The organism is Rhizobium sp. NPDC090275, assembly GCF_044772225.1.
GTDB lineage: Bacteria > Pseudomonadota > Alphaproteobacteria > Rhizobiales > Rhizobiaceae > Rhizobium.
Map to the genome: position 1 here is coordinate 41,045 of NZ_JBIVYL010000003.1, position 21,769 is coordinate 62,813.

General features: G+C 62.8%; 16 protein-coding genes and 1 pseudogene. 11 read left to right on the forward strand and 6 right to left on the reverse strand.

Going from position 1 to position 21,769, the window contains the following annotated elements; all coding sequences use genetic code 11:
• Window positions 1–26 precede the first annotated feature (26 nt).
• Complete coding sequence (locus ACIQUB_RS08080) at window positions 27–1,310, forward strand: cystathionine gamma-synthase family protein (RefSeq protein WP_112979817.1); 1,284 nt, start codon at window positions 27–29, stop codon at window positions 1,308–1,310.
• A 28-nt stretch (window positions 1,311–1,338) separates the two neighbouring features.
• Here the strand turns inward: ACIQUB_RS08080 and ACIQUB_RS08085 are convergent, their stop codons facing one another.
• The 4 genes from ACIQUB_RS08085 to ACIQUB_RS08100 all read right to left on the reverse strand — a co-directional run bounded on the left by ACIQUB_RS08085 (window position 1,339) and on the right by ACIQUB_RS08100 (window position 4,807).
• Window positions 1,339–1,710, reverse strand: coding sequence for a hypothetical protein (locus tag ACIQUB_RS08085; protein WP_081619891.1), 372 nt, complete (start codon window positions 1,708–1,710; stop codon window positions 1,339–1,341).
• A 130-nt stretch (window positions 1,711–1,840) separates the two neighbouring features.
• Entirely contained in the window at window positions 1,841–2,863 is a 1,023-nt protein-coding gene (locus ACIQUB_RS08090; protein WP_113239566.1) for a histidine kinase dimerization/phosphoacceptor domain -containing protein, read from the reverse strand.
• Window positions 2,864–2,879: 16 nt separating this feature from the next.
• On the reverse strand, window positions 2,880–3,317 hold the full coding sequence (locus ACIQUB_RS08095) for a response regulator (RefSeq protein ID WP_047507275.1): 438 nt from the start codon (window positions 3,315–3,317) through the stop codon (window positions 2,880–2,882).
• On the reverse strand, window positions 3,314–4,807 hold the full coding sequence (locus ACIQUB_RS08100; RefSeq protein WP_113239565.1) for a CHASE3 domain-containing protein: 1,494 nt from the start codon (window positions 4,805–4,807) through the stop codon (window positions 3,314–3,316). Before ACIQUB_RS08100 ends, ACIQUB_RS08095 begins: the two co-directional genes overlap by 4 nt.
• A 233-nt stretch (window positions 4,808–5,040) precedes the next feature.
• Here ACIQUB_RS08100 and ACIQUB_RS08105 point away from each other — a divergent pair, with 233 nt between their 5' ends.
• From ACIQUB_RS08105 to ACIQUB_RS08120, 4 genes are all read left to right on the forward strand, one after another.
• Window positions 5,041–6,837, forward strand: coding sequence for an acyl-CoA dehydrogenase C-terminal domain-containing protein (locus ACIQUB_RS08105; protein ID WP_113239564.1), 1,797 nt, complete (start codon window positions 5,041–5,043; stop codon window positions 6,835–6,837).
• A 37-nt stretch (window positions 6,838–6,874) separates the two neighbouring features.
• Window positions 6,875–8,083: an acetyl-CoA C-acetyltransferase gene (locus ACIQUB_RS08110; RefSeq protein WP_113239563.1), complete on the forward strand. Its 1,209-nt coding sequence runs from the start codon at window positions 6,875–6,877 to the stop codon at window positions 8,081–8,083.
• Window positions 8,084–8,230: 147 nt separating this feature from the next.
• Entirely contained in the window at window positions 8,231–10,447 is a 2,217-nt protein-coding gene (locus ACIQUB_RS08115; RefSeq protein ID WP_402929168.1) for an FAD-dependent oxidoreductase, read from the forward strand.
• A gap of 278 nt (window positions 10,448–10,725) precedes the next feature.
• Window positions 10,726–10,935 carry a cold-shock protein gene (locus ACIQUB_RS08120; RefSeq protein WP_018898356.1) on the forward strand — a complete coding sequence of 70 codons (210 nt, stop codon included), beginning with the start codon at window positions 10,726–10,728 and terminating at the stop codon, window positions 10,933–10,935.
• Between the two features lie 84 nt (window positions 10,936–11,019).
• On the opposite strand, the pseudogene ACIQUB_RS08125 reads toward ACIQUB_RS08120, so the two are convergent.
• A pseudogene (locus tag ACIQUB_RS08125) lies at window positions 11,020–12,218 on the reverse strand (MFS transporter).
• Between the two features lie 139 nt (window positions 12,219–12,357).
• On the opposite strand from ACIQUB_RS08125, the gene ACIQUB_RS08130 reads away from it, so the two are divergent.
• A complete protein-coding gene (locus ACIQUB_RS08130; RefSeq protein WP_113239672.1) occupies window positions 12,358–12,954 on the forward strand; it encodes a TetR/AcrR family transcriptional regulator in 597 nt (198 codons plus the stop codon).
• On the opposite strand, the gene ACIQUB_RS08135 is transcribed toward ACIQUB_RS08130, so the two are convergent.
• On the reverse strand, window positions 12,911–16,414 hold the full coding sequence (locus tag ACIQUB_RS08135) for a PAS domain-containing hybrid sensor histidine kinase/response regulator (RefSeq protein WP_113239673.1): 3,504 nt from the start codon (window positions 16,412–16,414) through the stop codon (window positions 12,911–12,913). The two genes, ACIQUB_RS08130 and ACIQUB_RS08135, sit on opposite strands and share 44 nt — an antisense overlap.
• A gap of 214 nt (window positions 16,415–16,628) precedes the next feature.
• On the opposite strand from ACIQUB_RS08135, the gene mscL reads away from it, so the two are divergent.
• The 5 genes from mscL (at window position 16,629) to ACIQUB_RS08160 (ending at window position 21,763) form a co-directional block, all read left to right on the forward strand.
• The gene (mscL, locus tag ACIQUB_RS08140; RefSeq protein ID WP_047507292.1) at window positions 16,629–17,066 is read left to right on the forward strand and encodes a large conductance mechanosensitive channel protein MscL; all 438 of its coding nucleotides are present in this window, start codon (window positions 16,629–16,631) and stop codon (window positions 17,064–17,066) included.
• A 123-nt stretch (window positions 17,067–17,189) separates the two neighbouring features.
• Entirely contained in the window at window positions 17,190–18,356 is a 1,167-nt protein-coding gene (locus ACIQUB_RS08145) for a pyridoxal phosphate-dependent aminotransferase (protein ID WP_113239674.1), read from the forward strand.
• A gap of 15 nt (window positions 18,357–18,371) precedes the next feature.
• Window positions 18,372–19,025, forward strand: a complete 654-nt coding sequence (locus ACIQUB_RS08150; protein WP_113239675.1) for an HD domain-containing protein — start codon at window positions 18,372–18,374, stop codon at window positions 19,023–19,025.
• A gap of 176 nt (window positions 19,026–19,201) precedes the next feature.
• Window positions 19,202–20,236: a UDP-glucose 4-epimerase GalE gene (gene galE / locus ACIQUB_RS08155; protein WP_402929172.1), complete on the forward strand. Its 1,035-nt coding sequence runs from the start codon at window positions 19,202–19,204 to the stop codon at window positions 20,234–20,236.
• 462 nt (window positions 20,237–20,698) lie between these two features.
• Entirely contained in the window at window positions 20,699–21,763 is a 1,065-nt protein-coding gene (locus tag ACIQUB_RS08160) for an enoyl-CoA hydratase/isomerase family protein (protein ID WP_113237564.1), read from the forward strand.
• Window positions 21,764–21,769: the final 6 nt, after the last annotated feature.

Here is a 21,769-nt window from a genome sequence, read left to right on the forward strand (position 1 = left end):
ATCCATCGTTGAAGCAGGAGACGACCATGACCGCGCCGCATCCCTCCAAGACCCATATCGGCAATCACGCCCTGCATCCCGAAACGCAGATGCTGAACTATGGCTACGATCCCGAACTGTCCGAGGGCGCGGTCAAGCCGCCGGTCTTCCTGACCTCGACTTTCGTGTTCAAGTCCGCCGAGGATGGCCGCGATTTCTTCGACTATGTCTCCGGCCGTCGTGAGCCGCCGGCAGGGCAGGGCGCCGGCCTCGTCTATTCGCGCTTCAATCATCCCAACAGCGAGATCGTCGAGGATCGCCTTGCCGTCTACGAGCGCACGGAAAGCTGCGCGCTGTTCTCGTCGGGCATGTCGGCCATCGCCACGACGCTGCTCGCCTTCGTGCGTCCCGGTGATGCGGTGCTGCATTCACAGCCGCTTTATGGCGGTACGGAAACCCTGCTCGCCAAGACCTTCCTCAATCTCGGCGTCGCAGCCGTCGGCTTTGCCGATGGTGTCGACGAGAACTCGGTGCGCGCCGCCGCCGAACAGGCGATGGCCAAGGGCCGTGTGTCGATGATCCTCGTGGAAACGCCGGCGAACCCGACCAACAGCCTCGTCGACGTCGCGATGATGCGCCGGATTGCCGATGAGATCGGTAGAAAGCAGGGCCACACGCCGATCGTCGCCTGCGACAACACGCTGCTCGGTCCCGTCTTCCAGCGCCCGATCGAGCATGGCGCCGATATCTCGCTCTATTCGCTGACCAAATATGTGGGCGGGCATTCCGACCTGATCGCCGGCGCGGCGTTGGGCAGCAAGGCAGTGATGAAGCAGGTCAAGGCGCTGAGAGGCGCGATCGGCACGCAGCTCGATCCGCATTCCTGCTGGATGCTCGGCCGCTCGCTGGAAACGCTGCAGATCCGCATGGAGCGCGCCAACAACAACGCGCTCGCGGTGGCCGACTTCCTGCGCGCGCATCCGAAGGTGAAGAAGATCCACTATCTTCCGTATCACGAGCCGTCATCGCCGCTCGGCCGCACCTTCGCCGCGCAGTGCACCGGCGCCGGATCGACCTTCTCCTTCGATATCGAAGGCGGCCAGCCGGCCTCGTTCAAGTTCCTCAACGCGCTGCAAATCTTCAAGCTCGCCGTCAGCTTGGGCGGTACGGAATCGCTCGCCAGCCATCCGGCGACGATGACGCACTCCGGCGTTCCGGCCGATGTGCGTCAAAGGATCGGCGTTCTGGATTCCACCATTCGCCTGTCGATCGGCATTGAGCATCCAGACGATCTCATTGCCGATCTGACCCAGGCGCTGGACGCGGCCTGATCACCGCGGGCGAGGAAAGGGTGGCGGCTCAGGCCGCCGCCGTCTCCCTCACATCGTCGAGCAGGAAGTGCACGACGACATATTTGGTGGTGAAATGGCGTCCGCCTTCGGTGACGTTGTCGACCGAGCCGCCATCGGCGGGGTGCCAGGCGTGGTAGTGCGGATTGGTGGTGATCAGCGTCACCGCCTTGCCGAGGTTTCTGCCGTCGAGCCGATAGCGCGCTTCCGCCAGCGGCCAGATGCGCTCGTAATCCTCCATCGGAATGCGGACTTTCAACGCCTGCCGGCTGATTGCCTCGCTGCGCGAGCCGTCCTCATGTTCTATCGCGGGAAGATCGAGTGTTACTTCTTCTGCGTTGTCCAGAACGAAGTTGAACTCTTCGGGCCACATCCGTCTCATGAAATCGCTCCTCCTAAGCTTTTTCGTCGGTTAGCCAACGAAGTTTAGCGCGTCTTCGGCAGGAAGCAAACGATACCTGCAGCGCGTCCCATCGACGGCCGGCCGCAAGCTGTTTCAGGAGTGGGATGTCTTATTGCTGCCAGCGCACGGCGACATAGGTGCCATCAGCCTTGCCGTCACGCCCGTAGCTTATCTCGGCGCCCAGCGTGGTGCCCATGGCGTTGATCAACCGTGTCCCGAGGCCGGTTCCCTTCGGGCCGACAGTGCGGTCATAGCCGATCCCGTCGTCCTCGACCGAAAGCACCGCGAAGCCATCGTCGGTGGCATCAAGCACGACGCGCACTTCGCCGGTGCCAGCCGTATAGGCGTATTTCGTTGCGTTGGTGACGAGCTCGATCAGGATGACACCCAGCGCGACGGCCTTGTCGGCCGTGGTCGAGATCCGACACAGCTGCGATTTCAGCGTGATGCCGCGGGCGATCGTGCTGCTGCCATGCAGTTCGGCCAGCAGCGGTCCGAGATAGACGTCGAGCTCGACCTCACCGATGATCTCCGAGGTGTAGAGGCTGCGATGCACGCCGGCGATTGCCGTGATGCGGTTCTGCGTCTCGTTGAGCGCTGTCTTCGTCTCTTCGCTGCCGGCGATCTGCATCTGCATGCGGATCATCGCCGAAACCAGCGACAGGCTGTTGGCGATCCGGTGGTTCATTTCCGCCAGCAGCAGCTCGGCGCGTTCCTTGGCGACAACGAGCTGCCGGTCGGCCTCTTCCTTTTCGCTGCGCAGTCGCGAGTTTTCCATCGCCTGATTGAGGGCGCTGATCAGCAACGGGAAGAAATCGTCCGTCGCTGTCTTCACGACGTAATCCGCCGCTCCGCCCTTCAGCGCCCGGATGGCGACATCGGCGTCGCTCGATCCGGTGACGTAGAGCACCGGCGTCGGCTTGCCGATCTCGGCGATAGCCTCGAGGAAGTTCAGGCCCGTCTGGTTCTCGAAATAGTGGTCGAGAACGACGGCCTCGAAGGTCTCGGCCGCGAAAAGCTCAAGCCCGATTTCGATGGACGGAGCATGAACGACCGTGAAATCACTGCGCGCAAGCACCCGCGTTGCGAGGCGGGCTAGGGCCGGATCATCATCGACATAAAGGATGCGCACAGATTTTGGCTACTCGTTAGGGGACTTGGATGACGGAGAAGAACAGGCCGAGATTGCGGATCGCGGTAGAGAAGCCGTCATAGTCCACCGGCTTGGTAATATAGACGTTGGCGCCCAGATCGTAGCACTTCTGGATCTCGCGCTCGTCGTCGGTCGTGGTCAGCACGACGACTGGCATGCGGCGCGTGTGTTCGTTGGTCTTGATCTTCTCAAGAATGTCGAGGCCGGACATGTCAGGCAGGTTGAGATCGAGCAGGATCAGCAGATAGCGATCCTTGCTGACCAACCCGTCGCGATCCGGTCCGAGGATATAGTCGAGCGCGCCCTTGCCGAGCGTGAAGGGCACGATCTCGTTGTTGACGCCGGCGCGGCGCACGTTCTTTTCGATGAGGCGGGCATGGCCCTCGTCATCCTCGATCATCACGATCGTGACTTCCTGACCGGTCGCTTTCATAGTTCCATACTCCGTACGATTTTCGTGAGGTCCGCGGGTAGCGTCAGAATGAACGTACTGCCCTGTCCCAGTTCGGATTGGACCGTAATGTCTCCGCCCAAATTTCGGATTAACGAACGCACATGCGCAAGGCCGATACCTTCGCCGCGCTGATCCTGTTCGCCGGCCCGGCGAAACAGCTCGAAAACCCGTTCGAGATCGTTGCTGGCGATGCCGCGGCCATTGTCTTTCACATCGATCCTGACACGCCCGGGCCCATCGGGATAGGCGTCGACATCGATTTTAAGCGGCCGTCCCGGCATTTGATACTTCACCGCATTGTCGAACAGGTTGCCGAAGATCTGGTCGAGCGAGAAGCGGTCGTTGACGATGTTGCCGATGCGAACGCGGGTCTCGGTCGTCCCGCCCGTCTCCACCAGCTGGTGGTGAACGTTGGCGGCAACCGTATCGATCATCGCCTTCAGGTCGATCCGTTCAGGCTGCAGCTTGCGGCGTCCGTCACGCGAGATCTTCAGGATCGCGTTGATCAGCGCATCCATCTTGCGGGTCGACGAGCGGATGAAGCCGAGCGCTTCCGGCAAGTCTTCCTCGACCGCCAGCCGCGCATCCTGGATATCCTGCTCGCTTAGCGTCTTGTTGTCGGCGAGCACATAGGTCGAGACCGACTTCATCGCGGTATCGAGCTCGCTCAGGAAGCCCATGATGTTGACCAGCGGTGCCCTCAGGTCGTGGGTGACGATATAGGCGAAGCGCTGGATTTCCTGGTTGGCGCGCATCAGGTCTTCGGTGCGCTCGTTGACGCGCGCCTCAAGCCCGACATTGAGGACCTCGACCTCCTTGGTGGCGAGCGAAAGGTCGCGCACGTGTTGCACGATGATCAGGATGGCTCCGCCGAGCACGACGAGGATCGCCAGCGCGCCACCGATCGTTACCAGTTGCAGCGTGCTGGCCGCTGAAAGCTGCTTTTCCACCAGAACCCTCAGGCGGTTGTCGGTCTGGTCGAGGAAGTCGCCGATGATCGCGCGGATCTTGTCCATGTAGACAAGCCCGGCATCGTCGCGAACGATCGCCACCGCTTCCGCCGTCTTGCCTTCGCGCGTCAGCGCGACCGTCTTGGCGAGTTCGTTCATCTTTCCGTCGATCGCCGCGTTCAGCGCATCGAGCTGCATCGCGTAGCTCGGCAGCGCCTTGACGTTGTCGACCAGCGCTTGGCGGCGCTTCGGCAGGCTCTCCAGCGCGGACGTGTACGGCGCGAGGTAAACGATGTCGTTCGCCAGCAGGTATCCGCGCTGGCCCGTCTCCGCGTCCTGCACGGTGGTGAGCACACCGACGATGGAACTGCGCACGCGGCGCAGCGAGGCCGTCTCGTCGGAATATTCGCGGTTCGCCTGGACAAGCCAGAGCGACGAGCCGACGATGCCGAGCAGGATGAGGACACCCACGGCAAGCATGATCAGGCTGGAGCGGAAGAAAGCGGCTGTGGAGGTCATACGGCATCCGTTTGGATCAGATTTTAGACATGTACACACAGCTGTGTGCGAAAGATAGCACCCTTACAGTGTGTTCCTGCGGCGGTTCCCGTGGCGCACAGGTCTCGTACGCGGCCCTCTCGGCTCACAAATTTGCGATGCAATAAAATTTGACGTTTACGCAAACGTCAATATTTTGTAAGACACATGCACAGGCCGGTCCGCCCGGCTGACGAATTGGAGGAATTCGAACGATGCCAGTCTACAAGGCCCCGGTAAACGACACGCTTTTCGTGCTGAACGATGTGCTGGGTCTGGAGCGCCACAACAACCTGCCGGGCTTCGCCGACGCCACGCCTGATATGATCGAGGCGATTCTCGGTGAATCCGCCAAGGTCGCCGAGGAAGTGCTTTTCCCGCTGAATTACTCCGGCGACCAGGAAGGCTGCACGCGCAAGGAAGACGGCTCGGTTTCGACGCCGCAGGGCTTCAAACAGGCCTATGACGCCTATTGCGAGGGCGGCTGGACGGGGCTTGCCGTGCCGGAGGAGTTCGGCGGCCAGGGGCTGCCCTACACGCTGCACGCCGCCGTCGGCGAATACACCTCGGCCGCCAACATGTCGCTGATGATGTATCCGGGTCTAACCCAGGGCGCCATCGCTGCCATCATCGTTCACGGATCCGACGAGCAGAAGAAGACCTATCTGCCGAAGATGGTCTCCGGCGAATGGTCCGGCACCATGAACCTGACCGAGCCGCATTGCGGCACCGATCTCGGCCTGTTGCGCACCAAGGCCGTTCCGCAAGCCGATGGCAGCTACAAGATATCAGGCCAGAAAATCTTCATCTCCGCCGGCGAACACGACATGTCCGGCAACATCGTCCACCTCGTTCTCGCCCGCATCGAAGGCGCGCCCGAGGGCACCAAGGGCATCTCGCTCTTCATCGTGCCGAAGTTCATGGTCGGTGCCGATGGTACGGCTGGAGAACGCAACGGCGTGTCCTGCGGCGCGCTGGAGCACAAGATGGGCATCCACGGTAACGCCACCTGCGTGATGAACTACGACGAGGCGACCGGCTTCCTGATCGGCGCCGAGAACAAGGGCTTGGCCGCCATGTTCGTGATGATGAACGAAGCGCGCCTCAGCGTCGGCCTGCAGGGGCTGGCGATCGCCGAGATCGCCTATCAGAACGCCGCCGAATATGCCCGCGAGCGCATCCAGGGCCGGGCGCTCTCTGGCGCGAAAGCGCCGGACAAGAAGGCCGATCCGATTATCGTCCATCCCGATGTTCGCCGCGCGCTGATGACCATCCGCTCGTTCAACGAAGCCGGCCGCGCCTTCCTGCTCTGGACCGCGCTGAAATCCGACATCGCCCACCGCGCCACCGACGAGAAGGAACGCCAGACGGCCGACGATATTCTCGGTCTCGTCACCCCGATCCTGAAGGGTGTGATGACCGACAAGGGCTTCGACCATGCCGTCATGGCCCAGCAGGTCTTCGGCGGCCACGGCTATATCGAAGAGCAGGGCATGAGCCAGTATGTCCGCGATGCCCGTATCGCCATGATCTATGAAGGCGCCAACGGCATCCAGGCGCTCGATCTCGTCGGCCGCAAGCTCGGCCAGAATGGCGGCCGCGCGGTCATGGCGCTGTTCAAGGAGATCGGCGATTTCTGCGAGGAAAACCGCAGCGACGAGCAGATGTCCTTCTTCACCAAGAACCTGAAGAAGGGCTTGAACGACGTGCAGGCGTCGACCATGTGGTTCATGCAGCATGCGATGGCAAAGCCCGACAATGCCGGCGCCGGCTCGACCGACTACATGCATCTCTTCGGCCTCGTCATTCTCGGCTATATGTGGGCGAAGATGGCCAAGGCCGCCAATGACGGACTGGCCGCGGGAGAAACCGATCGCGAGGCTTTCCTGCGCAACAAGCTGATCACGGCCCGCTTCTTCATGGAGCGGATCATGCCGGAAACGACGCTGCGCAAGGCGCGCATCGAGACCGGCGCGGAAACGATGATGGCATTGAGCGCCGAGGCGTTTTGAGGTTCGCGGCCAACAGCCGCCAGGGAGACGAGACAGGATGACCGAAGTTTTCATTTACGATCACGTCCGCACGCCGCGCGGCCGCGGCAAGAAGGATGGCTCGCTGCACGAGGTGCCGTCGGTGCGCCTTGCGGCGAAAACGCTGGAAGCGCTGCGCGACCGCAACGGGCTGAACACCGAAACGGTCGATGACATCATCATGGGCTGCGTCGATCCCGTCATGGAAGCCGGCGCCGTCATCCCGCGTGGCGCGGCCTTCGAGGCGGGCTATTCCATCAAGGCGCCGGGCATGCAGATCTCCCGTTTCTGCGCGTCCGGCCTCGACGCAGTGAATTTCGCTGCCGCCAAGATCGCCCAGGGCGCCGATGACATCGTGATTGCCGGTGGCGTCGAGAGCATGTCGCGCGTCGGTCTCGGCATGTCCGGCGGCGCATGGTTCATGGACCCGTCTGTCAACTTCCCTGCTTATTTCATGCCGCAGGGCGTCTCGGCCGATCTCATCGCCACCAAGTACGGCTTCAGCCGCGATGACGTCGACGCCTATGCCGTCGAAAGCCAGAAGCGCGCTGCCAATTCCTGGGAGAAAGGCTACTTCAAGAACTCCGTCATCCCTGTGAAGGACCAGAACGGCCTCGTGATCCTCGACCGCGACGAGCACATGCGCCCCGGCACCGACATGCAGGCGCTGGCATCGCTCAACCCGTCCTTCCAGATGCCGGGCGAGATGGGCGGCTTCGAAGCTGTCGGTATCCAGGCACATCCGGAGATCGAGCGGATCAACTACGTCCACCACGCCGGCAACTCGTCGGGCATCGTCGACGGCGCCGCCGCCGTGCTGCTCGGCTCCCAGGCGGGTGGAGAGAGCATGGGGCTGAAGCCGCGCGGCCGCATCAAGGCCTTCGCCAATATCGGCTCCGACCCGGCGCTGATGCTGACCGGCCCGGTCGACGTCACCGAAAAGCTCTTGAAGCGTTCGGGCATGACGCTCGCCGATATCGATCTTTTCGAGCTCAACGAAGCCTTCGCCGCCGTCGTGCTGCGCTACATGCAGGCCTTCGACATCGGCCACGACAAGATCAACGTCAACGGCGGCGCGATTGCCATGGGCCACCCGCTCGGCGCCACCGGCGCGATGATCCTCGGCACAGTGCTGGACGAGCTGGAACGCCGCGATCTCAACACCGCGCTGGTGACGCTCTGCATCGGCGCCGGCATGGGTACTGCGACTGTGATCGAGAGGGTGTGATCGGGTTCAACCCTCCCCCCTTGTGGGGAGGGTGGCCGGCAGGCGGGAGGGGTCTTTGCGGCAAATTCCCCTCCCCAACCCCTCCCCACAAGGGGGAGGGGCTAACCCGCGCACAACAGAGAATTCCACGGGAAGAGGAATCCCATCATGACCACCTACACCAATTTCACCGTCGAGACCGACGCCGATGGCATTGCCCTCGTCACCTGGGACATGCCCGGCAAGTCGATGAACGTCTTCACCTCCGAGGTGATGGACGAACTGAATGCGATCATCGACCAGACGGTCGCCGATAGCGCCGTCAAGGGCGTGGTCATCACCTCGGGCAAGTCGAGCTTCTCCGGCGGCGCCGACCTCTCGATGATCAAGGCGATGTTCACCTTCTACAACGAGGAGAAGGTCAAGGATCCGTCGACCGCCGCGCAAAAGCTCTTCGATCTCGTCGGCCGCATGACCGGTCTGTTCCGCAAGCTGGAAACATCCGGCAAGCCCTGGGTCTCGGCGATCAACGGCACCTGCATGGGCGGCGCGCTGGAGATGTCGCTCGCCTGCCACGGCCGCGTCGCCTCCAATGCCAAGTCGGTCAAGATCGCGCTTCCCGAGGTCAAGGTCGGCATCTTCCCGGGTGCCGGCGGCACGCAGCGTGTCGCGCGCCTGGCGGATGCCCAGTCGGCCCTGCAGATGATGACGACGGGCCAGTCGCTGACGGCTTCGCGCGCCAAGGCGATGAACCTGATCCATAAGGTGGTCGAGCCGGATCAGCTGATCCCCGCCGCCAAGCAGATGATCAAGGACGGCCTGAAGCCGATCGCCCCCTGGGACGAAAAAGGCTTCAAGGCCCCCGGCGGCGGCATCTGGACGCCGGCGGCAGCCCAGCTCTGGCCGGCTGCACCCGCGATCCTGCGCCGCGAAACCGCGGGCAACTATCCCGGCGCGCTCGCTATCCTGAAATCCGTCTACGAGGGCCTGCAGGTTCCCTTCGATACGGCGCTGAAGATCGAGCAGCGCTATTTCACGCAGGTGCTGCAGACCACCGAAGCATTCTCGATGATCCGTTCCCTCTTCATCTCCATGCAGGAGCTCGGCAAAGGGGCCCGCCGCCCCGCCGGCATCGCAAAAACGGAGCTGAAGAAGGTGGGTGTCGTCGGCGCCGGTTTCATGGGGGCGTCGATCGCCTACGTGACCGCCGCCGCCGGCATTCCCGTCACCCTTATCGACCGCGACATGGAAGCCGCGACCAAGGGCAAGTCGGTCTCCGAGGGCCTGGTTAAGGACTCGGTCGGTAAGGGTCGCCTGACGCAGGATGAGGGCGCAGCCCTTCTCGCGCGCATCACGCCGTCGGCGGATTATGCCGATCTCGCCGACGTCAATCTCGTTATCGAGGCGGTGTTCGAGGATCGCGACGTCAAGAAGGCCGTGATCGAGGCTGTCGAGGCGGTGCTGCCCGAAGGCGCGATCTTCGCCTCCAACACCTCGACGCTGCCAATCTCTGGCCTCGCGAAAAACTCGAAGCGGCCGGTCGATTTCATCGGTGTGCATTTCTTCTCGCCGGTTGAAAAGATGATGCTGACCGAAGTCATCCTCGGAAAGGAAACCGGCGACAAGGCGCTGGCCGTAGCACTCGATTACGTCGCCGCGATCAAGAAGACGCCAATCGTGGTCAACGACACGCGCGGCTTCTTCGTCAACCGCTGCGTCTTCCGCTACATCCACGAAGCCTATGACATGCTGATCGAAGGCGTGCCGCCGGCGATGATCGAAAACGCCGCCAAGATGGCCGGCATGCCGGTAGGTCCGCTGTCGCTCAACGACGAGGTGGCAATCGATCTCAGCCAGAAGATCCTGAAGGCAACCGTTGCCGATCTCGGCGAGGCAGCCGTCGATCCGAGGCACCTGGCGCTGATCAACAAGATGGTCGACGAACTCGATCGCCGCGGCCGCAAGAACGGCAAGGGCTTCTACGACTATCCGGCCAAGCCGGCCAAGAAGTCGCTCTGGCCGGAACTGAAGACCTTCTATCCGCAGAAGAAGGCCGACGAGATCGATGTCGAGGGGCTGAAACAGCGCTTCCTCGTCACCATCGCGCTCGAGGCCGCGCGCACGATTGAAGAAGGCATCGTCACCGATCCGCGCGAGGCCGATGTCGGCTCCATCCTCGGCTTCGGTTTTGCGCCCTATACCGGCGGCGTGCTCTCCTACATCGACGGCATGGGCGTGAAAAATTTCGTGGCGCTCTGCGAGAGGTTAGCCGCCTCTTACGGATCCCACTTCGCGCCGACCGCGCTGCTCAAGGACATGGCGGCGAAGGGCGAGACTTTCTACGGCCGATTCGACCCCTATGCAGGCGCGAAGGCTGCGGCCTGACCGGCCTTTCCATGCGTATGATCGGGCTGGCTTTTCAGCCTGCCCGGTCGCCCCCAGAATTCATCGATGAATTCATCGATCCGGGCATCTCTGGTCGCTAAAGTTGCCTTGCCAGAGACACAATTACCACGTAAAAGCCTCGCATCGATCTTGCTAGATGAACTTTGTTACGGCCGCTCGTGCTGTTGCTCGCGAACTTCCTCCAAAATCGGTTTCCATCGCATGCTGGCTTTGTTCGGTGTGCACCATCTATGTACGATTTATAAAAGGATATCGTCATGAGCACAGGTACTGTTAAGTGGTTCAACGCAACCAAGGGCTACGGCTTCATTCAGCCGGACGACGGTTCTGCCGACGTTTTCGTTCACATCTCTGCTGTTGAGCGCGCCGGCATGCGCGAACTCAAGGACGGCCAGAAGCTGTCTTACGAGCTCGTTGCCGACAAGCGTTCGGGCAAGATGTCCGCAGACCGTCTGCAGGCTGCTTAAGTTTTCGAATATATTGTCTCCGGTTCGCCGGGACGAACGAAAGGCCGGGTTCGCCCGGCCTTTTTTGTTGCCCGCTTTTGCGGTTCAGGCGGCGATCCGCTCCGCCTTCGCGCGATCCGCCCGCAGGCCGAGAAAGCCGATCCAGGTGACCAGAATGATCGCCGTCGCGTAGATATCCGTGGTCAGCTGGTAGCCGAGCGACTTTGCCAGGAAACCGGCGAGAATGGCCGGCAGGCTGAAGGCGAGATAGCTCTGGATATAGAAGGCCGACAAGAGTTCGGCGCGCTCGTCCGGCTTGGCGAGCGGCATGATCGTGCCCATCGCGCCCAGAAAATTCGTGCCGAAGCCGACGCCGGTCAGCACGGTGCCGACAAGCAGCAGCGGCACGCTGGCAAGGTGCACGCCCGCAACGACAGTCAGCACGCCGAGCGTGGTTGCCATCGTGCCGAAGGCGAGGTTGCCGTTGGCCGATTTGGTGCGCCTCAGATAGACGGCGACCGCCCCCGAGACCATCAGCGCCGTCACCACCGATCCGCCCGTCAGCGGCGCGTGGCTGCCGGTCGTGCTCACCACCAGAGACGGCACGAGCGAGAGATAGAAGCCTCCAAGTGTCCAGTTGGCGATGTTGATCGGCGTGACCAGCGTCAGCGGCCGCCGCACCTGCGGCGGGATGGCGACGCGCGGCTTCAGCGAAGCCCAGACACCTGGGCGGGTGGATGCCGTCTCGCTGGTTGCCCAGATCGCGCCGGCCTGGATGACGAAGGCGACGAGCAGGATCGCGTAGACGAGATGCAGCGGAAACGGCCCATACTGGATAGCGCGCTGGTTCCGAAAGCGCCGATCGCCATGCCGGATAGCGGCGCGATCGAATTCACCAGCTGCCCCTTGGCCTTATCGACATCGACGAGCGCGGCGCCGATCGAAGCGCCGGCGATGCCCGTCGCCAAGCCCTGCATGATCCGCGCCGCGATCAGCCACGCAGGCCCGCTGGCGGCGGCAAACAGCGCCATGGCGATGATCTCGAGCACCAGCGCCGAAAAGATCACCGGCTTGCGGCCGAGATGGTCGGAGATCGAGCCGGCGATCAATAGCGCAAGCAGCAGCGCGAAGGCATAGACCGCGAAGATGACCGTGATCAGCACGGGAGAGACGGCAAAGTTCTCCTGGTAGATCCGGTAAAGCGGCGTCGGCGCCGCCGAGGCGCCGAAGAAGGTGGCAAGCGTCACCGCGTGAAAACGGATGGGGTTTGACCTCGTCTCTATGGATTTGCCGGGCGCGGGCATATATAAGCTCCTTAAAGCTAAGTCGTTGCGTTAGTCTGATGTAGGGCAGGCGCGCGCTAAAAGCAAATAATTTGCGTTAATGGATCGCTCAAAGTTTTTGAACCATGGCGCGCTCGGGAGGCCAAAGGTCGGTTAGTCAATGCCAGCAAAAGAAAATCTCCGCCCCGGCGGGCGCAGCGCCCGCGTTCAGGCCTCCGTCCACAGTGCCGTCCGCTCGCTTCTGAAGACGATGGACCGCGCCGACGTCACCATCCCGCTGATCGCGGCCGAGGCAGGCGTGACGCCATCGACGATCTACCGCCGCTGGGGCGAGCTGCAGGAGCTTCTGGCCGATGTCGCCGTCGAGCGCCTTCGCCCCGACATGCTGCCGATTGATACCGGTAGCGCCCGTGGCGATCTGGAGGTGTGGACGGAGCAATATTGCGAGGAAATGTCCTCTGGCATCGGCCGCGACATGATGCGCGACGTGCTGGCGGCCCAAGACAACGCCAACGCCTGCAAGTGCGATGCCTTCACCCGCGAACAGATCGCGTTGATCGCGGAGCGCGCGCATGTCCGTGGCGAGGCGTTTCCCGATATCGATGCGGTCATGGACGGCGTCGTCGCCCCCATCATCTACCGCATCCTCTTTGGCGACCAGCCCTCGATCGAGCGCGTGCGCGACCTCGTCACGAACGTCCTGGCAGCCTCGCCTACTCGGCCGCGGCAGCCCGCTTCTGCGCCGATATCTGGGTGATATAGGCGCGCAGCGCGGCCGGCCGCACCGGCTTGTGTTGGATACCGATCCCATGCCGCTCGGCATCGGCGCGCACCTCCAGCGTCCGGTCGGCGGTGATGCAGAGACCTGGAACATAGCTGGCGAAGCGCTCGCGCACGGAGAGGATCGCGGCCACGCCGGTCCCGTCTCCAAGATGGTAGTCGGCGATGACGAGATCGGGCGCACCCTCCCGCACGTCGAGCGCCGCGACACCCGACAGCGAATCCGCCGATTGCACCGCGCAGCCCCAGCCGCTCAGCAGCAGCTGCATCCCTTCGAGAATATGCGGCTCGTTGTCGATGCAGAGCACCTTCAGCCCCTTCAGGTTTTGCGCCGAGCGCTCGGCTGGCGCAGCTGTGATCGGCGCTTCGGCCACCGGCGAGATATCGCGCGGCATGACGATGCGGAAATCGGTCCCCTTTCCATGTGTCGAATGCAGCTCCACCGGGTGGCTCAGCACGCGCGCGATGCGATCGACGATCGACAGCCCAAGCCCGAGGCCCGATGCGGTCTTCGCGCCTTCGTCCAGCCGCGCGAACTCCTTGAACACGGTGCGGAATTTCGATGGCGGAATGCCGATGCCGGAATCCATCACCTGGATCACCACCTGATTGCCGCGCCGGCGCGCACCCACCAGCACCTTGCCCGTCAGCGTATATTTGATCGCGTTCGACACCAGGTTTTGCACCAGCCGCCGCAGCAGATTGGGGTCGGACCGCACGCGCAGAGACGTCGGCATCACCACCAGCTTCAGCTCCTTCTCGCGTGCGATCGGCGCGAAGTCGGTCTGGATGCGCTCCAGCAGATCGGCAAGCGGAACCGAGGCAAGGCGAGGGCGCATCGCCCCGGTGTCGAGCCTGGAAATGTCGAGCACGGCGCCGAGAATGCTCTCCACCGATTCCAGCGCCGAATCGATATTGCGCACGATGGCGCTGCTCTCCGATTGTCCCATCCGTTCGACCAGCGCCGAGGAATAGAGCCTGGCGGCGTTGAGCGGCTGCAGGATGTCGTGTCCGGCGGCGGCAAAGAAGCGCGTCTTCCCAAGGTTCGCCTCGTCGGCCGAGGCGCGTGCTTCGCCGAGCTCGTGGTTGACGCGGGTAAGCTCCGCCGTGCGCTCCGCCACCCGCTGCTCGAGCGTTTCGTTGGCCTGCTTCAGCGCCTGGTCGGCGGCCACGCGCTGGGTGATGTCGGTGAAAGTCGCGACGATGCCCTTGTCGGGCATGGCGTTGGAGCGCACTTCGATGATGCGTTCCCCGCGCCCGAGCACCAGCGCGAAAGGCTTATCGAGCGTCAGGAAATGCCGAACCGTCTGGCTGACTTCGGAGACGGGGATATCGCCGCGCTGGCTGAGAATGGCGACGATATCGGCAAGCGGAAACCCGACCTGTCCCGATGTCTCCGGCAGATCCAGCAACTGCCGGAAGCGCCGGTTCCAGATCGTCAGGTGGTTCGAGCTGTCGAACACGGCGATGCCCTGATCCATCTGCGACAGCGCCGTCTGCAGCATGTCCTGGTTATATTGCAGCGCCTCGCTCGCCTGGTCGAGCAGCCAGGCGGTGTCGGCCGAGGCATCCTCCACCTTCTGCAGGATCAGCGACAGCACCAGCCGCGCCGAAGACGAGCCGATGGCGCTGCCGAGCAGCTGCTCGGTGAAATGGATGAGCGCCATATCGGCCGGCTGGTCGTCCTCCAGCTTGCGGCCGGAGTTCTGCTGATAGGTCTGGAACGACCGCTCCATCCGCTCTTCGCCGAGATAGCGCGAGATCGTCGCCTTCAGGTCGCCGACGCTGATCCGCGTTTTCCAGCCGCGCGTGGCAAATTGCGAGCGCGACTGCCGCTTGACGAAGATGCCCGCCTGGATGCGCTCGAGCGGCCGCGCATTGCGCGTCATCGAGCCGATCACGAAGAAACCGGTGTTGACGAGCAGGCTCATGACCGTGGCGTTGACCAGCGGGTCGGCATTGTCGGTGAAGACGGTGACCCCTGGAAATACGAAGCCCAAGACGGCGCTCGCCACCGCCGAATAATCCGGCCCGCCAAGCGAGGGCAAGAACAGCAGGTAGATCCAGATCACGAATCCGGACGAAAGGCCGAGGATCGCACCGCGCGCATTCGCCCGCCGCCAGATCAGCCCGCCCAAGAGTGACGGCGCCATCTGCGCGATGGCGGCAAACGATAGCAGGCCGATCGAGGCCAGGCCCGTCGTGCTGTCCGTCGAGCGGTAATAGGCATAACCGAGCAGCAGCACGGCGAAGATGGCGCTGCGGCGGATGTTGAGCAGCGTCTTGGCGAAATCGTCGCGCTGGCCGCCGCGCCCGGCAAGCCGACGGCGCAGGAAGATCGGCATGACGATGTCGTTGGAAACCATGATCGACAGCGCCACCGAGGCGACGATCACCATCGCCGTCGCCGCCGAAAAGCCGCCGATGAAGGTGATCAGCGACATCACGGGCATCTGCCCGACAATCGGCAACGACAGCATGTAGAGATCGGCATTGCCGTTGCCGCCGAAGGTCAGCAGGCCCGCGATCGCCATCGGCAGCACGAAGAGATTGATGGCGATGAGGTAAAGCGGGAACAGGAACCCGGCCAGCCGCAGCTCCTTCGCCGTCCGGTTCTCGACCACGGTCACATGAAACTGCCGCGGCAGCATGACGATCGCGAAGGCCGAAAGAACGGTCAGCGTCAGCCAGCGGCTGATCGGCGTCTGATAATGCAGCGCCGACAGCACAAGCTCGTTCTCCGCCGCCTTCCGCCAGAGGTCGGCCGGCCCGTCGAACAAAAACCAGACGACGCAGACCCCTGCCGTCAGAAACGCAAACAGCTTCACCACCGATTCCATCGCCACTGCGAGGATCAATCCGTCCTGATGCTCGGTCGCATCGGTGTGGCGGGTGCCGAACATGATGGCGAAGCAGGCAAGCACCAGCGTCACCAAGAGCGGCAGGTCGAGGAAATAGAGATTGCCGCTCCCGATACCGTAATCCGACGGATTGAGCATGGCAGTCACGGTGCTCGACACCGATTTCAGCTGCAGCGCGATATAGGGGATGGCGCCGACCAGCGAGATCAGCGCCACGATCGTCCCTACCGCCGAGTTCTTGCCATAACGCGCCGAGATGAAGTCGGCGACCGAAGTGAGCTTCTCCGTCTTGGCGAGATCGATGATCCGCCGCAGCACCGGCATCCCCAGCGTGAAAACCAGGATCGGGCCGATATAGATGCCGGTGAATTCCAGCCCGCGCTGCGAAGCAAGGCCGACGCCGCCGAAATAGGTCCACGAGGTGCAGTAAATCGCGAGGCTCAGCGCATAGACGACCGGCCGCCCGCTGTCCGGCGCGCCGAAGCGCCTGCGCTGCCGGTCGCCATGGCTTGCCACGGCAAACAGCAGGAACAGATAGCCGAACGCCGATGCGAGTATCACCCAGCCTGGCAGCATGTCTCCTCCGCCGGCGTCCCATGCGCCGGTCCTCCCGGAGCTCGAAGCCTACGGCAAATCGGGGCCTTTGAAAATTCCCGCCGTCTAGGTCTTAAGTCAAAGACGGGTGGAGTAATTGAATAATTCGTAATTTGTAATTGAATAATCGCAACGAAGATGTAGCTAATAAAAACAACAGCCTGCAATCAAACTGCATCAGAGGGAGACAGATCGCATGCTCAATGAGTTCAAAGCGTTTATTGCTCGCGGCAACGTCATGGACCTTGCCGTCGGTGTCATCATCGGTGGTGCGTTCGGCGGTATCGTCAAATCGTTGGTCGATGACGTCATCATGCCGATCGTCGGCGCCATTTTCGGCGGCTTCGATTTCTCCAATTACTTCATCGGCCTCTCGTCCAACGTCAATGCGCCGACGCTGGCCGCTGCCCGCGCACAGGGCGCCGTTCTCGCTTACGGCAGCTTCATCACCGTTCTCATCAACTTCCTGATTCTTGCCTGGATCATCTTCCTGATGGTCAAGGGCGTGAACACGCTGCAGAAGCAGGTCGAGCGTCAGAAGAAGGTTGCTCCGGAAGAAGCACCGCCGCCGCCAGCCGACGTCGCCCTTCTCACCGAAATCCGCGACCTGCTGGCCAAGCGCCCCACGGTCTGATGGGCTTAAGAGCCCTGCCGGATGAGGCAGGGCTCATCCATCACGGAAATCGATCGGCCATCACCGATTGTCATGGGATTCGCCCGCGCATTTGTTTTATGTAGGCGAAAACCGGAGTGATGCATGTCGATCGTCAATAGCCTCAGCCCGCGCGCCATCCAGGCGCCTGAAAGCGGGATCGTCGAAGTCGTCAATTATGCCCGTGGCCGCGATGGCCTCTTGCCGCTTTGGGTCGGCGAAGGCGATCTTCCCACCCCCGATTTCGTCAATCAGGCGGCTATGACGGCACTGTCCGCCGGCGAGACCTTCTACACCTACCAGCGCGGCATTCCTGAACTGCGCCAGGCGCTCTCCGATTATTACGCCCGCCATTTCGGCATAAACCTGCCCGTCGAGCATTTCTTCGTCACCGGCTCCGGCATGCAGGCGATCCAGATCGCCGTGCAGGCGATGACCTCGCCCGGCGACGAGCTGGTCTATCTGACGCCCGCCTGGCCGAATATCGCAGCCGCGCTCGAAATCGCCGGCGCCCGCTCCGTGGGCGTGCAACTCGACTTCGAAGGCGGCAAGTGGGCAGTCGACCTCGACCGCATCGCCGCCGCGATCACGCCGAAGACGAAAGCGCTTTTCATCAACACGCCCTCCAACCCGACCGGCTGGACCGCGACACGTGAGGATCTGGCCGCCATCCTCGGCTTGGCCCGCAAGCATGGTCTCTGGATCATGGCGGACGAAATCTACGCCCGCTACTACTTCCCCGGCGACCGCGCGGCTTCCTTCCTGGATGTGATGGAAGCGGGCGACAAGGTCATGTTCGTCAATTCCTTCTCGAAGAACTGGTCGATGACCGGCTGGCGTGTCGGCTGGATCGTGGCGCCGCCGGAGACCGGACAGGTGCTTGAGAACCTGATCCAGTATTCGACCTCTGGCGTTGCCCAGTTCATGCAGCGGGGCGCCGTCGCCGCCTTGAACGAAGGCGATGCCTTCGTTCAGGCCAATATCGACAAGGCCCGGCGCTCGCGCGATATCCTCTGCGACGCGCTGATTGCAACCAACCGGGTGCAGACGCTGAAGCCCGATGGCGCGCTCTATGCCTTCCTGAAGATCGACGGCGTCACGGATAGCCGCAAGGCGGCGATCGATATCGTCGACAAGACCGGCGTCGGCCTGGCGCCTGGAACTGCCTTCGGTCCCGGCGGCGAGCTCTTCATGCGCGCCTGCTTCCTGCGTGATCCCGCCCAGATCCAGACCGCGGCCGACAGGCTCTGCGACTATATCCTGAAGCTCTGAACCGGGAGCGTCCGCATGTCCGAAAAGATCACCGCCGACCATCTGGAAGGCTTTCTCGGCAATCGGCGCCTGATGGAGCAGCTGGCCTTCATTCTCGAGGTCGAGAAGCTGAAGACGATCCTGCGCCGCACGTCGCTGCTCGATCGCTCGCGCGTCGAGACCGATGCCGAGCACACTTGGCAGATTGCGCTGATGGCGGCGGTGCTTGCCGAACATTCGAGCGAGCCGATCGATCTGCTGCGCGTCTTGAAGATGCTCCTGATCCACGACATCGTCGAGATCGATGCCGGCGACACCTTCGCCTATGACGCGGTTGCCCGCACCAGCCAGGCTGAGCGCGAATTGCGTGCCGCAGACCGCATCTTCACCCTGCTTCCCGCCGATCAGGCTATCGAGTTCCGCGCGCTCTGGGATGAGTTCGAGGAGAAGCGCACCAGCGATGCGCGCTTTGCCAACGCCATGGATCGCTTCCAGCCGCTGCTCCACAATTTCTTCACCGGCGGCGGCACCTGGCACACGGCTGGTGTCACCGAGCCAGATGTCGTCAGGCGCATGGAGCCGATCGCCATCGCCTCGGGCACGCTCGGAGACCTCACCGAACGGCTGATCGCGCTCGCCGTCGAGCAGGGCTTCCTGGCTCCCCGGGCCGCAGCCGAACCGGGCGCCTGAACCCTCGATGGGGCCGAAATGGCCACATCGATAAAATTCTAGCAAACCCGCAAATCAGCCCCTAACCACATCGGCAAACTTCGCCCCGGCGCACGCCCGGCCGGGGCCGTTTATTCGAATTTCGGAAAGGAAAGCCGGGTCAGATGCCCCCGTGAGATGAAACGGGAGTGCGGGACATGGCAATTCTGGTGACGGGTGGCGCCGGCTATATCGGCAGTCATATGGTCTGGACATTGCTGGATGCGGGCGAGCAGGTCGTGGTGCTTGATCGCCTCTCCACGGGCTTCCGCTGGGCCGTGGCGCCGGAAGCGCGCTTCTATCTCGGCGATGTCGCCGATACCGAATTGCTCAAGACCATCTTCATCGAAAACGACATCGAGGCGATCATCCATTTCGCCGGCTCCGCCGTCGTGCCCGCCTCGGTGGCCGACCCGCTGTCCTATTACGATAACAACTCCGGCAAGACCCGCGCGCTGATGAGTGCGGCGGTCAGCGCCGGCATCCGCCATTTCGTCTTCTCCTCCACCGCCGCCGTCTACGGTCCGCAGAAGACGTCTGATCCGGTCAAGGAAGATGCATCGCTGAATCCGGAAAACCCCTACGGCCAGTCGAAGCTGATGACCGAGTTCATGCTGCGCGATGCCGCCGCGGCCTACGACTTCAACTATGTGGCCCTGCGCTATTTCAACGTTGCCGGCGCTGACCCGCTCGGCCGCGCCGGGCAGTCCACTTCGGGCGCGACACATCTGATCAAGGTTGCCTGCGAGGCCGCCCTTGGCCGCCGCGACAGCGTCAGCGTCTATGGCCTCGATTATCCGACGCACGACGGCACCGGCGTGCGCGACTATATCCACGTCAGCGATCTGGCCGAGGCGCACCTCAGAGCCCTGCAGCACCTGCGCGGCGAGCGGGGCTCTCTCGTTGCCAATTGCGGCTATGGCGCCGGCTACTCGGTGCTCGATGTGCTGAACATGGTCACACGGCTGCACGGCCACGCCTTCAAGATCCACATGGCCCCGCGTCGCCCGGGCGATTCCGCCAGTGTCGTCGCCGATGCCACCTTGGCGAACCGCGTTCTCGGCTGGACCCCGCGATACGATTCGCTCGAGACGATCGTCCGCAGCGCGCTCGATTGGGAACTGTCTCTCATGAACTGCAACGTCGAGGATCTGCAGGGGCTGCACCGCGTGCTCGCCGCCGCTTCCTTCTAGAGCCTTTCCTGGTTAGCTTGAAGCATTCTGCCGGAGAAGGTTTTCGTCAGGGCAAAGGCGATTGGCGAAGGGCATACCCCAGGTACGGTCGAGCCAATCGCCTTTGATCCTGGCGGAAAGATGCCCGGCCCCTGCGGGGGTTGGCTGAAACGGGCCGCCTGATCGTCCGGCCGGCTTGGCCGTATGCGTTGGCTACGACGCGCGCCGGCCGGACGACCATCCGACTCCGTTTGAGCCAACAGAATGCTTCAATCTAACCAGGAAAGGCTCTAAGCGCCAAAACTGTTGCAGTCTTGCGACCGAACGAGGTCGCGAGCATCTTCCTCGCATACGAGCCATCGACTATCCGGCCGAGCGCGATAAGTTTGTGTACAAGCAGCGCAATTCGCTGATGGCATGAATTTGGAATCGCAATTTTGGCGCGGCCGCATCGATCGCGGCTCACGCCGCAAGGAGGCCTGGATGCACGACAAAGTCGATCAGCGCGAGGTTATTGCCGAGCGACAGGGTTCCGCCGGCATCATTCGCCTCAACAGGCCGAGAGCGCTGAACAGCCTGACCCTCGACATGGTCCGTTCGATCGATGCGGCGCTCAGCGAATTCGCGGCCGATGCCGACGTGGCGACCGTTATCATCATGGGCGAGGGCGAGCGTGGCTTCTGCGCCGGCGGCGATATCCGCGCGCTGCACGAAAGCGGACGCGCCGGCACGTCGCTGGCGGAAGATTTCTGGCGCCAGGAGTTTCACCTCAACCACCGCATTGCCGCCTACCCAAAACCCTATGTCGCGCTGATGGATGGCATCACCATGGGCGGCGGTGTCGGTCTTTCCTCGCATGGCCGCCACCGCGTGGTCACCGAACGCACCCGCTTTGCCATGCCCGAGACAGGGATCGGTTATTTCCCCGATGTCGGCGCCACATGGCTGTTGCCCCACGCCCTGGGCGAGGTCGGCGTCTGGATGGGCCTGACAGGCCTGGAGGTCGGGGCGGCAGATGTGATCCATGCCGGGCTTGCGGATGTCCAGGTCGCCTCGTTCCAGCTGCCGGAGCTTGTCGACACGCTGGCCGGTCTGTCGCGTGGCGCAAACTCGCGCGATGTCGATGTTGTCCTCAAGAACCTGTCGACCGATCCGGGCAAGGGGCCGCTGCGGCTCAACAGCGGCTTGATCGAGCGCACCTTCCGCTTCGGCACGGTCGGCGACATCATCGCGGCGTTGAAAGCGGAGCCATCGGACTTCGCCGTCGAGACACTGCGCGCCATCCAGTTGCGCTCGCCAACCAGCCTGGCGCTGACGCTGCGCCTGCTGCATGAGGGCAAGCAGAGCCGCAGCTTGGCCGAGTGCCTGCGCCGCGAGTTCAGCGCCTGCCTGGGGATTTTGCAGAGCCCCGATTTCTACGAGGGCATCCGCGCAGCCGTCATCGACAAGGATCGTAATCCGAAATGGACACCGGCCACGATCGAAGCGGTGGAACCGGCCGCGATCGATCGATTCCTCCAGCCGGCGGATCCGCCGCTTGCGCTGTAAGGACGC

Excerpts from the sequence above, each read along its gene's own strand:
- ACIQUB_RS08110 (WP_113239563.1), top strand. The coding sequence starts at position 6,875 with ATGACCGAAGTTTTCATTTACGATCACGTCCGCACGCCGCGCGGCCGC.
- ACIQUB_RS08150 (WP_113239675.1), top strand. The coding sequence starts at position 18,372 with ATGTCCGAAAAGATCACCGCCGACCATCTGGAAGGCTTTCTCGGCAAT.
- ACIQUB_RS08120 (WP_018898356.1), top strand. The coding sequence starts at position 10,726 with ATGAGCACAGGTACTGTTAAGTGGTTCAACGCAACCAAGGGCTACGGC.
- ACIQUB_RS08130 (WP_113239672.1), top strand. The coding sequence starts at position 12,358 with ATGCCAGCAAAAGAAAATCTCCGCCCCGGCGGGCGCAGCGCCCGCGTT.
- ACIQUB_RS08105 (WP_113239564.1), top strand. The coding sequence starts at position 5,041 with ATGCCAGTCTACAAGGCCCCGGTAAACGACACGCTTTTCGTGCTGAAC.
- ACIQUB_RS08145 (WP_113239674.1), top strand. The coding sequence starts at position 17,190 with ATGTCGATCGTCAATAGCCTCAGCCCGCGCGCCATCCAGGCGCCTGAA.
- mscL (WP_047507292.1), top strand. The coding sequence starts at position 16,629 with ATGCTCAATGAGTTCAAAGCGTTTATTGCTCGCGGCAACGTCATGGAC.
- ACIQUB_RS08135 (WP_113239673.1), bottom strand. The coding sequence starts at position 16,414 with ATGCTGCCAGGCTGGGTGATACTCGCATCGGCGTTCGGCTATCTGTTC.
- ACIQUB_RS08160 (WP_113237564.1), top strand. The coding sequence starts at position 20,699 with ATGCACGACAAAGTCGATCAGCGCGAGGTTATTGCCGAGCGACAGGGT.
- ACIQUB_RS08115 (WP_402929168.1), top strand. The coding sequence starts at position 8,231 with ATGACCACCTACACCAATTTCACCGTCGAGACCGACGCCGATGGCATT.
- galE (WP_402929172.1), top strand. The coding sequence starts at position 19,202 with ATGGCAATTCTGGTGACGGGTGGCGCCGGCTATATCGGCAGTCATATG.
- ACIQUB_RS08100 (WP_113239565.1), bottom strand. The coding sequence starts at position 4,807 with ATGACCTCCACAGCCGCTTTCTTCCGCTCCAGCCTGATCATGCTTGCC.
- ACIQUB_RS08080 (WP_112979817.1), top strand. The coding sequence starts at position 27 with ATGACCGCGCCGCATCCCTCCAAGACCCATATCGGCAATCACGCCCTG.
- ACIQUB_RS08085 (WP_081619891.1), bottom strand. The coding sequence starts at position 1,710 with ATGAGACGGATGTGGCCCGAAGAGTTCAACTTCGTTCTGGACAACGCA.
- ACIQUB_RS08095 (WP_047507275.1), bottom strand. The coding sequence starts at position 3,317 with ATGAAAGCGACCGGTCAGGAAGTCACGATCGTGATGATCGAGGATGAC.